General features: G+C 60.5%; 11 protein-coding genes. 2 read left to right on the forward strand and 9 right to left on the reverse strand.

Features of this window, described 5'->3' with window-relative positions; translation table 11 throughout:
* Positions 1 to 55: 55 nt before the first annotated feature.
* A complete protein-coding gene (locus M0654_RS18185; RefSeq protein WP_118851682.1) occupies positions 56 to 253 on the reverse strand; it encodes a hypothetical protein in 198 nt (65 codons plus the stop codon).
* Between the two features lie 478 nt (positions 254 to 731).
* A complete protein-coding gene (purU, locus tag M0654_RS18190) occupies positions 732 to 1616 on the reverse strand; it encodes a formyltetrahydrofolate deformylase (protein ID WP_248684295.1) in 885 nt (294 codons plus the stop codon).
* Positions 1617 to 1908: 292 nt separating this feature from the next.
* On the opposite strand from purU, the gene M0654_RS18195 reads away from it, so the two are divergent.
* On the forward strand, positions 1909 to 2943 hold the full coding sequence (locus M0654_RS18195; protein ID WP_248684296.1) for a glycoside hydrolase family 5 protein: 1035 nt from the start codon (positions 1909 to 1911) through the stop codon (positions 2941 to 2943).
* A 10-nt stretch (positions 2944 to 2953) separates the two neighbouring features.
* Here M0654_RS18195 and M0654_RS18200 read toward each other — a convergent pair whose 3' ends face one another.
* Both M0654_RS18200 and epmA read right to left on the reverse strand, forming a co-directional pair.
* Complete coding sequence (locus M0654_RS18200) at positions 2954 to 4000, reverse strand: lysine-2,3-aminomutase-like protein (RefSeq protein WP_390920729.1); 1047 nt, start codon at positions 3998 to 4000, stop codon at positions 2954 to 2956.
* The gene (gene epmA, locus M0654_RS18205) at positions 4000 to 5070 is read right to left on the reverse strand and encodes an EF-P lysine aminoacylase EpmA (protein ID WP_248684298.1); all 1071 of its coding nucleotides are present in this window, start codon (positions 5068 to 5070) and stop codon (positions 4000 to 4002) included. Before epmA ends, M0654_RS18200 begins: the two co-directional genes overlap by 1 nt.
* A gap of 185 nt (positions 5071 to 5255) precedes the next feature.
* On the opposite strand from epmA, the gene efp reads away from it, so the two are divergent.
* Positions 5256 to 5825, forward strand: a complete 570-nt coding sequence (gene efp / locus M0654_RS18210; RefSeq protein WP_118851053.1) for an elongation factor P — start codon at positions 5256 to 5258, stop codon at positions 5823 to 5825.
* Positions 5826 to 5911: 86 nt separating this feature from the next.
* Here the strand turns inward: efp and M0654_RS18215 are convergent, their stop codons facing one another.
* The 5 genes from M0654_RS18215 to M0654_RS18235 form a co-directional block, all read right to left on the reverse strand.
* Complete coding sequence (locus tag M0654_RS18215; RefSeq protein WP_248684299.1) at positions 5912 to 7351, reverse strand: efflux transporter outer membrane subunit; 1440 nt, start codon at positions 7349 to 7351, stop codon at positions 5912 to 5914.
* Between the two features lie 118 nt (positions 7352 to 7469).
* Entirely contained in the window at positions 7470 to 10595 is a 3126-nt protein-coding gene (locus tag M0654_RS18220; RefSeq protein ID WP_248684300.1) for an efflux RND transporter permease subunit, read from the reverse strand.
* 48 nt (positions 10596 to 10643) lie between these two features.
* The gene (locus M0654_RS18225; RefSeq protein ID WP_248684301.1) at positions 10644 to 11894 is read right to left on the reverse strand and encodes an efflux RND transporter periplasmic adaptor subunit; all 1251 of its coding nucleotides are present in this window, start codon (positions 11892 to 11894) and stop codon (positions 10644 to 10646) included.
* Positions 11895 to 12044: 150 nt separating this feature from the next.
* Positions 12045 to 12647: a TetR family transcriptional regulator gene (locus M0654_RS18230; RefSeq protein WP_248684302.1), complete on the reverse strand. Its 603-nt coding sequence runs from the start codon at positions 12645 to 12647 to the stop codon at positions 12045 to 12047.
* A gap of 40 nt (positions 12648 to 12687) precedes the next feature.
* The gene (locus M0654_RS18235) at positions 12688 to 13638 is read right to left on the reverse strand and encodes a phosphoribosylaminoimidazolesuccinocarboxamide synthase (protein WP_248684303.1); all 951 of its coding nucleotides are present in this window, start codon (positions 13636 to 13638) and stop codon (positions 12688 to 12690) included.
* Positions 13639 to 13900: the final 262 nt, after the last annotated feature.

The raw sequence follows: 13900 nt of genomic DNA on the forward strand, positions 1-13900 counted from the left end.
GGGGCACAAAAAAGCCGCCCTGGGGCGGCTCGTTTTCTTCTGTAGCTCTGGACGCTCACACATGCGCCGATGGCGCAGCGTTGCGCGCACGCACGAGATCCCGGATCGCCGAGCGTACGTCGTCCGGCGTATCGAACCGCTGTTCATCGAGGTCGATCACGTGGAATTTCACGGCGATGAACTTCAGCCGGTCTTGATCCGGAATGACGATGCCGACCGGCTCGCCGCCGAACTCTATGACTTGCTTCTGCATGGCAGACTCCCGCATTGGCCGCTTGGGATGCAGCACTGACGAATGGAATTTTCAAGAACAGTTGAACCGAAAGCGTTACATTCGACAGCACGGAAGGGAGCGGCAATCCGTGGCATGTACTTTGAGTACAACGTCGCAAAAGGTGGCGACGAAAACATTATTCAGCATGTCACACTCCCTCTTGAGTTGCACCACTGTGGGGACTTCGCCTGAAGCCGCCACAACGCCTATGTAAGCCAAACCGTCGATTCGATCAACGAAAATCAGATTAGCTAGAATTTTTTTCTGGCTGATGACAGGATGAAGGCGGAAATGTGAAATTTCATTCGCTGTTTGCCGCCGGATCAGCAGGCCCGAAGATAGGCACTGCTTCCCGCCCGGCAAGGGCCGGTCAGCAAGATTCCGCGTCAAGAAGTAGAAGATCGAAGTGATGAGGCCGCGCCGGATCCGGCGCGGCCTGATCTGTGCCGGTATGGGATCAGCCCATGCGCTCGGAGGCGTAGCTGCCCGGGCTCGGCGGGAAGACCACAGTGCGGTTGCCGTTGATGAAGGTTCGATGGTGGATATGGGCGTGGATTGCCCGCGCCAGCACCTGGCTTTCCACGTCGCGGCCCAACGAGACATAGTCTTCTGCGGACTGCGCATGGGTAATGCGCACGGTGTCCTGCTCGATGATCGGACCTTCATCGAGATCCGCCGTGACGTAATGCGCCGTCGCGCCAATCAGCTTCACGCCGCGCTGGTAGGCCTGCTTGTAAGGGTTGGCACCCTTGAAGCTCGGCAGGAAGGAGTGGTGGATATTGATGATTCGGCCTGACATCTTCTGGCAAAGCCCGTCGGACAGGACCTGCATGTAGCGGGCAAGGACGATGAGCTCGGTGCCGGAGGAATCGACCACTTCCATCAGCTGGGCTTCAGCCTGCGGCTTGTTTTCCTTCGTCACCTTGATGTGGTGGAAGGGGATGTCGTTGTTGACCACCAGCTTCTGGTAATCGAAGTGGTTCGATACGACGCCGACGATGTCGATCGGCAGCGCGCCGATCTTCCAGCGGTAAAGCAGGTCGTTGAGGCAGTGGCCGAAACGCGAGACCATGAGGAGGACCTTCATGCGCTCGTCGGCGTCGAAGAACTCCCATGTCATCTCGAACTTGTCGGCGATCGGCTTGAAGCCTTCCATCATCCGGGCGCGGTCGGCACCTTCCTCGGAGATGAAGCTCACGCGCATGAAGAACTTGCCGGTATCGAGGTCATCGAACTGGGAGCTGTCGATGATGTTGCAGCCGTTTTCGGCAAGGAAACCCGATATGGCAGCGACGATTCCACGCGCGGTCTTGCACGATACGGTCAGCACATAATTCTTCATCTGATCTCCCCATCCTCGATATAGCAGCAATGTATACATCTAGTGCGACAGGCACAACTGCCAAGCCAGCCTACGACGCCGACAGGCCTCATTTGCAGGATAGGCATGTACACATTCACTTTTGAAATGTCATCGCACACCGAACCATATCTGACGCTGACGCCAATTCCGTTCCTTTTGCGCCGTCGCAGCGCGCAAGCCCGCCCTCTTGTTTATTCAATAAGCCTGCGCATCTGGTTAGAATGCGCTAAAGCCTGCCTGAACGGCTGGAGAAGCGCTTGAAGGGGAGAGCATGGGAAGTCAAGCGTGGATGGCCAAGCTACTAATCGCCATGACAGGTTTCGGCGTGGCCGCGTCGCCGGCATCAGCGGATGTCTATTGCCTGCGCGGCATCAACCTGGCCGGTGCGGAATTCGGCGCCCCGGGGGATGAGTATGGCAAGGGTTATCTTTATCCCTCCGCTGAAACGATCACCTACTTCGCCCAGAAGGGCCTCAACACTGTCAGGCTGCCGTTCCTGTGGGAGCGCCTGCAGCCGAAGCTTTACGACGAGCTTGACCCTGTTGAGCTTGGCCGGCTGCAGGATACCGTGAAGCAGGTCCGGGCGAAGAACATGGCGGTGATCCTCGACCCGCACAACTACGCGCGCTTCCGCGGCGATCTCATAGGCTCGGAAGCCGTACCGCAGAGTGCATTTTCGGACTTCTGGAGACGCCTTGCGACGGCCTTTGCCGGCACGGAGGGTGTGGCCTTCGGTCTGATGAACGAGCCGCATGGCATTTCTGCTGAAGACTGGCTGTCTGCCGCCAACAGCGCCATCGGCGCCATCCGTTTGACGGGCGCGGGAAACCTCATCCTTGTGCCGGGCACCGCCTGGACGGGCGCGCACAGCTGGCGTTCCGACAGCTATGGCACGCCGAACGCTTCTGTCATGGGGCAGGTTTCCGATCCGGAAAACAACTATGCCTACGAGGTTCATCAATATGCGGACACGGATTTCTCGGGCAAGAACATCGAATGTTCGCGTGCAGCCGATGCCGTGAAAGGTCTTAAAGACGTTGCCGACTGGTTGCGGGAGAACGGGAAACACGGCTTTCTCGGCGAGTTTGCAGTGCCCGCCGATCCGCAGTGCAATGCTGTTCTTGCAGACATGGTGAGGACGGTGGAGAAAGATCCGGATGTCTGGCTTGGCTGGTCCTACTGGGCCGGCGGTGACTGGTGGCCGCAGGAGGAACCGCTGAACATCCAGCCGACGGCGCAGGGCGACCGCCCGCAGATGCAGACGCTGTCGCGCCTTCTTTCTGAAAAGTCAGCCTGCGTTCGCTAGGTCGCCGAGGTCATGCCTTCGGCGGATAAGCATGTTCGGCGCCGCGGAAATCGCTGACGGCGTAGCAGCCGTCGGCCGGCCGTGCGGCACCTTCGGAAATCACGGCCTTGCCATGACCGCCCGGGATATCCAGCACATAGGTCGGCTGGCAGAGGCCGGAGATATTGCCGCGCAGCGCTGATACGATCTTCTGCCCTTCGGCGATATCGAGCCTGAAATGACTGGTGCCGGGCGCGAGATCCGGGTGATGAAGATAATATGGCTTCACCCGCGTCTCGACGAAAGCTTTCATCAGCGCACCGAGCACGGCCGGATCGTCGTTGATGCCGCGAAGCAGCACCGTCTGGCTGATCATCGGGAAACCCGCGTCAACAAGGCGGGCACAGGCTGCACGCGCGCTCTCCGTCAGTTCGGCAGGGTGGTTGGCATGCAGGGCGATGTAAACCGTCTTGCCGCTCTTCTTCAGCGCCGCGATCAGCGCCTCATCGACATGGTCCGGATCGACGACGGGCACGCGGGTATGGAAGCGCACGATCTTCACATGCGGGATAGCCGCCAAGCCTTCCATGATCACGGAAAGACGACGCGGTGACAGTACCAGCGGGTCCCCGCCGGTCAGGATCACTTCCCATATGTCTTCATTGCCGGCTATATAACGCAACGCCCTCTCAAGCTCGTCGGGTGCCAGCGTGCCGTCACCCTGTGGGCCGACCATCTCGCGGCGAAAGCAGAAGCGGCAATAGACCGGGCAGATATGTACCGCCTTCAGCAGTACCCGGTCCGGATAACGATGCACGATCCCCTTGACCGGGCTGTGGGCATGGTCGCCAATCGGGTCGTCGCGTTCTTCGGGCGTCGTCAGCAGTTCCGCGGGATCGGGAATGAACTGGCGCGCAATCGGGTCGTTGGTTTTCCCGCTTCCGACGAGCGACACAACGGTCGGTGTCAGCGCAACCGCATATTTTTCCGCCACTGCGCGCAGGTCGGGAAGCTGGTCCGGCGGGACCAGACCGGCTGTTGCCAGATCCTCGACAGTCTTGAGTGCCCGGTCCGCCATCAATCCAGAACCTCGGCCACCGGTGCCCACATGACCTGGTCAATTCGCGTCGCGCCCGTCGCCAGCATGGCGAGCCGATCAAACCCGAGTGCCGCACCGCTCGCCTGCGGCATCACACTGAGGGCATCCAGGAAATCCTCGTCCAGCGGATAACGCTCACCATAGATGCGCGCCTTCTCGGCCATTTCATGCTCGAAACGGCGGCGCTGTTCGCCCGCATCCGTCAGTTCGCCGAAGGCATTGGCAAGCTCGACACCGCATGCATAAAGCTCGAACCGTTCTGCCACGCGCGGATCCCGCTCCGAAGGGCGGGCGAGGGCGGCTTCCGAAACCGGATATTCGCACAGGACCGTGGCGCGTCCCTGGCCAAGATGCGGCTCCACCCTATCGACCAGTACCTTGCTGAAGAGATCCGCCCAGGTGTCGTCCTCGGCGAAGGCAATGCCGGCAGAGTGCAGTTGCGACGCCAGAAGGTCGCGATCGGTCTCGCCACTGGCCGCCACTGATGCGAGGAGGTCGATACCGGCATAGCGATCAAAGGCTTCCGCAAGGGTGACACGTTCCGGCTCGGCGAAAGGATCCACTTCCATGTTGCGGAAGGCAAAGCGCTTGGTTTTTGCCGTTTCCGCGGCGAGCGCCAGCATCGCAGCACAGTCGTCCATCAGCTGTTCGTAAGCTTCACCAACCCGGTACCATTCCAGCATGGTGAATTCCGGATGATGGAGAGGGCCGCGCTCGCGGTTACGGTAAACATGCGCGAAGGTGAAGATGCGTGTCTCGCCGGCAGCGAGCAGCTTCTTGCATGCGAACTCGGGCGACGTATGCAGGTAGAGCTGGCTCCTGGGGCCCTCAATGGAGATTGCCTCCGTGGAGAAGGCGTGCAGATGCGTCTCGTTACCGGGCGAAACCTGCAAGGTGGCGGTATCGACCTCGATGAAGTCGCGAGCGCCGAAGAAGCCGCGCAGCGCCGTCTGCACCGCATTACGCCCCAGGAGGAAAGGTCTGCGGTCGGCATGGCTATTTAAGTTCCACCACGGAGAACGGAACGACGGCGTGCTGGAGGCGTTCATTTGCGGCTTTCTTCGCCACTTCTGGCTGGCGAGGCTTCCACTTTTGCGAAATTTAGGCTAGGTGCGCCCGGAAACAAAAGTTCAAACTCGAAGGCGGCTCTCACGGCCGCCGGTGAACCGGTTACCGCCGGTCATCTACGATGCATTTTCGGCAGTGACAAGCCGCCAGGCACATAAGGAAACCCATGGTTAAGATCATCGCCTCTTCTGTTCGCAAGGGCAACGTCCTCGATGTCGACGGTAAGCTCTATGTTGTTCTCACCGCCGAGAATTTCCATCCCGGCAAGGGCACGCCGGTGACGCAGGTCAACATGCGCCGCATCGTTGACGGCGTGAAGGTGTCGGAACGCTGGCGGACGACCGAGCAGGTCGAGCGCGCTTTCGTTGAAGACGTGAACTTCCAGTACCTCTATGAAGACGGCGAAGGCTTCCACTTCATGAACCCGGAAACCTACGACCAGGTCGTGGTTGATGCCGAGACCATGGGTGACCAGAAGGCTTATCTCCAAGAAGGCATGACCTGCATCCTGTCCATGCACGAAGGTGTTGCGCTGGCGATCCAGCTGCCGCGCCACGTGACGCTCGAGATCGTCGAGACGGAGCCGGTGGTAAAGGGCCAGACGGCATCGTCCTCCTATAAGCCTGCGATCCTGTCCAACGGCATCCGCACCATGGTGCCGCCGCACATTGATGCCGGCATCAAGGTCGTGATTGCGACGGAAGACAATTCCTACGTGGAACGCGCCAAGAGCTGATCTGGCGCCAGCCCATAAAAAAACCCTCCAATGCAGGCATTGGAGGGTTTTTCTTTGTCTGAAACGAAGGCTCCTGCGAGCCTCGCTTAATCCTTGAGCACGACCTTGGTTGCGACAACCGCGTCGGCCTTGCCCCAGCCGTAACCGCCGCCGATGGCGACATTCAGTGCCACGTAATCCTGGGCAACCTGGCGGACTGCGTCTGCCAGGCTTGCCTGCGCCTGCGAGACCTGGCGCTGCGCATCAAGCACGTCGAGCAGCGAGGAAGCACCGTCACGGTAGCTTGCGGTGGCGAGCTGCAGGGCTTCTTCGTAGGACTTCACCGTCGACTGCAGGGCGTTCACCGTCCGGCGATCACGCGACACGGCCGCAAGGGCGTTCTCGACTTCTTCAACAGCGTTGAGAACCGTTTCCTTCCAGGCGAGGTAGGATTCGCGTGCTCGCGATTCGGCGATGCGAACATTGCCGCGCAGGCGGCCGCCATCAAGGATCGGCAGGTTCAACTGCGGACCGAAGGACCAGGTCAGAGCCCGGGTGTCCATCGCGCCGGAGATTGCGGTGTAGCGCGGCGAGATCGAACCGCCGAGCGTGATCGACGGATAAAGCTGCGCTTCTGCAACGCCGACCTCGGCAACGGCCGAAGCAAGCTGGCGTTCAGCCGCACGGATGTCGGGACGATTGCGGATCAGGTCGGCCGGAACGCCGGCGCTCGCGTTGAAGCGGGCAGTCGGCTGGCGCGCACCGCGCTGCAGTTCCGGAAGAAGTGCAGATGCCGGCTGGCCGAGAAGCGTTGCAATGCGGTGGGCGGCGCGGCGGAACTGGGTTTCAAGGCCCGGAATTTCCGCGATCGTCGAGTTCACCAGACCTTCAGACTGAACAACATCAAGGCGCGAGGCTGCACCGGCTTCCAGCTGAAGCTTGGTGAGGCTCAGGGTCTCGTTGCGGGAACCGAGGTTGCGCCGCGCAATCGCGATGCGCTCCTGGTAGTATCGAACGTCGATATAGGCCGCTGCCACCTGCGACAGATAGGTCAGGCGCGCGACATCGGCCGCGGCGTATGCTGCGTCAAGCGAAGCGAGCGCGCTTTCCTTGGACCGGCGGTAGAGGCCGAACAGGTCGAGGAACCACGACGCCGTCAGGTTACCGCTCGTTACGCTCGTCGTGTTTTCCTGTGGCGAATCAGGGCTGGTATTCGCCCCGCTCGTTGTATTGCTTGCGCCTGCGTCGAGCGACGGCAGAGCACCGGCTCCCGCGACGACGACATTGGCCTGGGCGGCGTTGATCCGCTCAAGCGCCTGCAGCACGTTCAGGTTCTGGTTCAGGCCCTGCTGAATATAGGAGTTCAGGCGGCTATCGTTGAAAGCCTTCCACCAGGCAACCTGCGATACATCGCCGTTGCTGGAGGCCTTGGCTTCGGCAAACTTGGCCGGCAGAGAAATTTCCGGCGCGGTGTGATTGGGGCCCACGACGCAACCCGAGAGGAGAAGCGCGGTAGTAAGCGGAGCAACAACACGAACTAGCAACATCATCTTATCCATATGTCCGATCAAATTCGGGCGGTTCCTGAGCACGGCTATTGCCACGTCGCCTGCGCTACGCCCTGACCGGCGAACCGACCAGTCAGGGTGCCGATAAAACTGCCAATCAGTTTGTTGGCGTCGCTTCAGGTATCGTTGCTTTTTTACGATTTGATAACCTCCGGACCACCACAAAAAACGATGGTACGAAGAAAATTCCCAGAAGTGTTGCAGAAAGCATACCACCCAGCACGCCGATACCGATCGCATTCTGGGCCGCCGATCCGGCACCCGTCGCAATCGCCAGCGGCACGACACCAAGGATAAAGGCGAGCGAGGTCATGACGATCGGGCGCAGGCGCAGGCGGGCTGCTTCAAGCGTGGCGTCGAGCAGGCTCATGCCGCCTTCCTGTCTTTCCTTCGCAAACTCCACGATCAGGATGGCGTTCTTTGCCGCCAGGCCGATTGTCGTCAGCAGGCCCACCTTGAAGTAGACGTCGTTGGATTGGCCAAAGAGGTAGGCCGCGCCAAGGGCGCCGAGCACCCCGATCGGCACCGCGAGGATGACCGAGAAGGGCACCGACCAGCTTTCGTAAAGCGCTGCAAGGCACAGGAAGACGATGAGGACCGAAAGGGCGTAGAGCATCGGCGCCTGCGAACCCGACAGGCGTTCCTGGTAGGAAATGCCCTGCCACGCCACCGAGTAACCACCCGGCAGTTGCGCGGTAAGCCGCTCCATTTCTTCCATGGCCTGACCGGTGCTGACACCGGGTCCTGCCGCGCCTTCCAGCGGAATTGCGCTGGTTCCGTTGAAGCGGGCAAGCTGCGGCGTGCCGCTGATCCATTCCACCGTGCTGAACGATGAGAACGGCACCATCTCGCCCTTGTTGTTGCGTGCGTACCAGTGCTTCAGGTCATCCGGCTGCATGCGGAACGGCGCATCGGCCTGCACGTACACCGGCTTCAGCTCGTTGTTCAGCGTGAAGTCGTTCACATCGCGGCCGGCGAAGATGGTCGCCAGCATTGAGTTGACTGACGCGAGATCAACGCCCATGGCACCGAGTTTTTCCTGGTCGAGCAGGATCTTCAGCTGGGTTTCGGAACGCTGCGTGTTGCTACGTAGCGACGCGATGTTGGGGTTGGTGGTACCGGCCTGCATTAACTGCTGCGAGGCCCGGGTCAGCGCATCGTTTCCGTTGTTGCCGCTGTCGACAAGATACATCGAGAAGCCGCTAGACGTGCCAAGCCCTTGGATCGCCGGCGGAAGGAGCGCAAACACCTGGGCATCGCGCAGGCTGAAGAAGTAGCCGCTCGCCCTCTGTACGACCGCCGCTGCCGATTGTTCCGGTCGCGTGCGTTCCGCGAAATCCTTGAGCTTGGTGAAGACGATCGCGTTATTCTGACCGCTACCGCCGAAGCTGAAGCCCAGCACGCCAAAGACGTCCGATACGTTCTCCTTTTCCTTCTCCAGGAAGTAGGCTTCGACCTTCTTGACGACCTCGTCGGTGCGCGGCGTGGTCGAACCAACCGGCGTCTGGATGATCGTCAGCAGCACGCCCTGGTCTTCCTGCGGAAGGAAGGAGTTGGGCAGCTTGGTGAAGAGCCATGCGCATCCGCCAATGATGAGCGCGAACACCAGGGTGACGCGCAGCGGACGCTTCAGAAGGTAACCGATCGTCGAGACATAACCATGTGTGGTCTTGTCGAAACCGCGGTTGAACATCGCACCGATGCCGCGACCCTTCTTGTGGTGATCGATCGGCTTCAGCATCGTGGCGCAAAGTGCCGGCGTCAGCACGATAGCGACGAGTGCCGACAGCAGCATCGCCGAAACGATGGTGATCGAGAACTGGCGATAGATGATGCCGGTCGAGCCGCCGAAGAAGGCCATCGGAATGAAGACGGCAGTCAGAACCAGCGCGATGCCGATGATGGCACCGGTGATTTCGCCCATCGACTTTTCCGTCGCCTCGAGCGGTCCGAGCTTTTCCTCGTCCATGATTCGCTCGACGTTCTCGACCACGACGATCGCGTCGTCGACCAGAAGGCCGATCGCCAGCACCATGGCGAACATGGTGAGCGTATTGATCGAATAGCCGGCCACGGCGAGAATGCCAAAGGTGCCGAGCAGAACAACCGGGACGGCGATCATCGGGATCAGCGTTGCGCGCAGGTTCTGGAGGAAGACGAGCAACACGACGAAGACGAGGATGATCGCTTCGATCAGCGTGTGCACGACCTTCTCGATCGACAGCTCCACGAAGGGCGTGGTGTCGTAGGGGTAGGTGATCTCGACGCCCTCAGGCAGGTTCGGCCCGATCTTGGCGAGTTCGGCGCGCACCAGGTCTGCGGTATCGAGAGCATTGGCGCCTGTTGCAAGGTTCACGGCGAAGCCGGTGGAAGGCAGGCCGTTCTGGCGCGACGTGCCGCCGTAGCTTTCCTGGCCGATCTCGACGCGTGCGACATCGCTCAGCCGCACCGTTGCGCCGTCCTGCTCAACCTTGAGGATGATCCGCTCGAACTCGTCCACCGTGGTGAGCTGGCTCTGCGCCGTCATCGTCACGGTCAACTGCTGGTTGTCGGTCGCGGGAAGACCACCAAGCGAACCGACCGACACCTGCGTGTTCTGCGCCTGGATAGCGCCCGTCACGTCGGACGCGGTCAGCTGGTATTTCTGCAGCTTGTAGGGGTCGAGCCAGATGCGCATGGCATAACCGGACCCGAAGATATTGATGCTGCCGACACCTTCGAGGCGCTTTACCTGGTCTTCAATCTGGGTGGAGAAGATGTCGCCAAGGTCCACCGACGAGCGCTTCTTGTCAGTCGAAACCAGCGCTCCAACGAGAAGGATGCTCGATGTGGATCGGGCTACTTCGATGCCGGCCTGCTGCACGACATCCGGAAGCTGGCTTTGCACGAGTTGCAGCTTGTTTTGCACCTGCACCTGCGCAATGTCCGGCAGGATGCTGTTGCCGAAGGTGAGCTCGACGCTCGCCCGGCCCGTCGAAGACGACGAGGTCATGTAGGTCAGGTCATCGAGACCGGTCATGCCGTCCTCGATGATCGAGGTCACCGATTTCTCGACTGTTTCGGCGCTCGCACCATTATAACTCGCGTTGATGCGCACCGTGGTCGGCGCGATGTCCGGATATTGCGAGATGGAAAGCGTCGCGATGGCAAGCGCGCCGCCCAACATGATGACGATCGCGATGACCCAGGCAAAAACCGGCCGCCGGATGAAAAATTTGGCCATTTCAGATGCTTCCTTGCCGCGTTTCGTCTTGGTCGTTCCGCCGAGCCGTCAAGGCCTGTCCGCGGGCTTGTCCGCGGCCTTTTCCACGGCCGAATCGTCCGCGGCAGGTTTATCCGCCTCAGCCTTGGGTGCTTCGACAACAAAACCGCGTTCGTCCACGGTCGCCTCGACAGGCTGGACAGTCGCGCCATCGCCAATCCACTGGAAGCCGTCGACGATCAGGCGGTCACCTTCATTGATGCCTTCGGTCACCAGCCAGTTGTTGTTGGAGACCGAGCTTTTCGCGAAGATGCGGGTCTCGACCTTGTTGTCAGCCGTGATGAACTTCGCCGACAGTTCGCCGCGGGCGTTGCGCGTCGCGGCCCGCTGCGGAATGAGGTAGCCGTTGAGATTGCCGAGCGTCACCGTGGCGCGCACATACATGCCCGGCAGGATGATGTCGCGCGGATTATCGAAGAGCGCACGGATCTGGTAGGTGCCAGTGGTCTCGCTTACCGACATGTCGGCCATGTCGAGCTTGCCCGTCGTTGGGTATTCGGTGCCGTCTTCCAGCGCGAGGCGAATATCGGCCTTGCGCGGATCGCCGCTCAGCTTGCCCGATTCCAGCGACGAGCGCAGTTCCAACAGGTTGGCGCTGGAATCGATGAGGTCGATATAGATCGGGTCGATGCGTCGCAGCGTCGTCAAAGCGTTCGTCTGGTTCGCCGTCACGATATTGCCGATGCTGACATTGGAGATCGACGTCACGCCATCAAAGGGTGCGCGGATCTCGGTCAGTTCCAGATTGATCTGCGCCGCCTTCAGCGCCGCATTGGCCTGCGCCACGTCGGCTTCCGCCTGAAGCAGCGTGACGCGGGCGTTCTCGAATTCGATCTGCGTCGCGCCGCTGTTCACCAGGCGCTCGTAGCGCGCAAGGTTTGCCTGGGCGCTCGGGATACTGGCTTGAGCCTTCGCGACGGTGGCCTCGGCCTGTGCCACTTCGGCCGCATAGGTGCTGTCTTCGATCTTGTAGAGAAGGTCACCCGCCTTGACCTCGCTGCCCTGCTTGAAGGCAATCTCCTTGATCTCGCCGGTCACCCGCGGACGGATCTCGGCAGACTGGAACGCCGAAGCGCGGCCTGGCAGCACCGCGGTGATCGGCTGCTCGGCCTTCTTCATGGCCACGAAACTCACCGGCTGCGGTGGACGCTCGGGGGCGCCACCCGCTGCACCGCCACCAGCACTTTGCTGGCCGGAGTCGCTGCAGGCCGCAAGCGCCAGGGAAAGGAACAGGGGAAGGAGAAGTCGGCGTCCGGTCATGGCGTCATCCAAGAAAAACGATTGGCGGCCGCCATGGCGCAAGCTTGCGTCGGCGGGAGTATGAAGAAGATTAACGCGCTGCCTCACGAAAAACAGCGGTCGCGGGCCGATTCATCAGCGCGAGTGGAAGGTGACGTAATTGACAAAACGTCACTTTACAAGCTGATTTTGCAGTGCGGCATTCACGAGTTTGGCAAGACCGGCGCAACGGTCGCGCAGTTCCTCCGCGCTTGACTTTACCAGAAGCGCCGGATGCAGGACACTGGCGAAGGCCGCGGCGACATACCGGCTTGTCGCGACCACATCATCGCATCGATAGACGCCGGTCTCGGTTCCATGCCGGACAAGTTCGATGAACAGTGCATCGATCAGTTCCTTATAGCGATGGCCGCTCGGCAGGTCCGCCTCCGACATGATGAAGATCATCTCGAAGAGGTAAGGGTTGTCGCGCAGGTCCTGGAGATGCGCTTCCATCAGCTTGCGCACAACGATTTCCAGCCGCTGCGGCGCCGGCGCCGTTTCATGCAAGTTCTCGAAGCGACCGATCATCCGGCTGATGTGCCGTTCGCAGATCGCGTCCGCGAGCGCGGATTTCGAATGGAAATGCTTGAAGACATTTGCAGGCGACATGCTGAGCGCCTGCGCCACGTCGGCGATCGAACATTTGGCGATGCCGCGCTCACGGAACATGGCTTCGGCCGTGTTGAGGATATCCTCCCGCGTCTCCTCAGCCTTCCGCCGTGGTCTGCGCACGCTCACCTCTTGATGCATTGGTTCTTCCAGCTGTTCGAGGTCAGCTGGAAACGAAATAGCGCTTCAGATTGTTGCGAACCCGCTCCAGCACGGTTTCCCCTGTCGTGTCCGGCACGAAACGCTCGCCGGTGATGGTCTCATAGCCCGTCCGATAAACGGCAGCCGTTTCTTCCACGAGCTCCTGCGGAATGGCCGGGATGTCATCCTTGTAAGGGTCGCAACGCTCCACCACCCAGGCGCGGATAAAATCCTTGTCGAAACTTTTCGGACGGCTGCCGGCCTGGAAAGCGGCGTCATAGCTGTCGGCGATCCAGTAGCGACTGCTGTCCGGCGTATGGATCTCGTCAGCAAGCAGGATGCGGCCGTTCTCGTCGGTGCCGAACTCATATTTGGTGTCCACGAGGATCAGGCCGCGTTTTGCCGCCAGTTCCTGGCCGCGCTTGAAAAGCGCCAGTGCATAGTTCGACACCTGTTCCCATTGCTCCTTGGTCAGGAGACCCTTTTCGACAATGTCCGCCGGCGTCAGAGGTTCATCGTGGCCGCCGTCGAAGGCCTTGCTGGTCGGGGTGATCACCGGATGCGGCAGGACCTGGTTGTCCTTCATGCCATCGGGCAAGTCGAGACCATACATCGTGCGTTCGCCCTTCTTGTAGAGGGTGAGGAGCGAGGTTCCTGTCGTCCCCGCGAGATAACCGCGCACCACGATCTCAACCGGCAGGATGTCGAGGCGCTTGCCAATCACCACATTCGGGTCCGGATAGGCGATCACGTGGTTGGGGCAGATATCCTTGGTGGCCTCGAACCAGTAGCGCGCCGTTTGCGTCAGCACATGGCCCTTGTCGGGAATGGAGGTGAGGATCCGGTCGAAGGCGCTCAGCCGGTCGGTCGCGATGATGATGCGGCTGCCGTCGGCGAGGTCATAGTTCTCGCGAACCTTGCCCCGGTAAGGGTTGGGCAGTTCGGGAATGAAGGCATCGGAAAGAACGCGCACGGGAGACACTTTCTGGAGAGTTCTGGGATGCCAAGGCTATCGCATGTTTTGGCGCCCATGCACAAGAACGGCGCGTCGCGTCGCCCCTTATATGCATGTGTCGGAGTCGCTCCGAAATATGCGTGGCGAAGAAGCCCAGATGAGCCCTCTATTGCCGCAACAGACCAATTTCACCAGCGTCATCAATGATTTGTCTGATTTTGGTATTTTTTGTTTTGAGGTGTGTTGACTTGTTTGTGGGGGTGGATCTATAAACCGCCTC

Origin of the sequence: Neorhizobium turbinariae (assembly GCF_023223505.1) — a bacterium.
Classification (GTDB): Bacteria; Pseudomonadota; Alphaproteobacteria; order Rhizobiales; family Rhizobiaceae; genus Neorhizobium; species Neorhizobium turbinariae.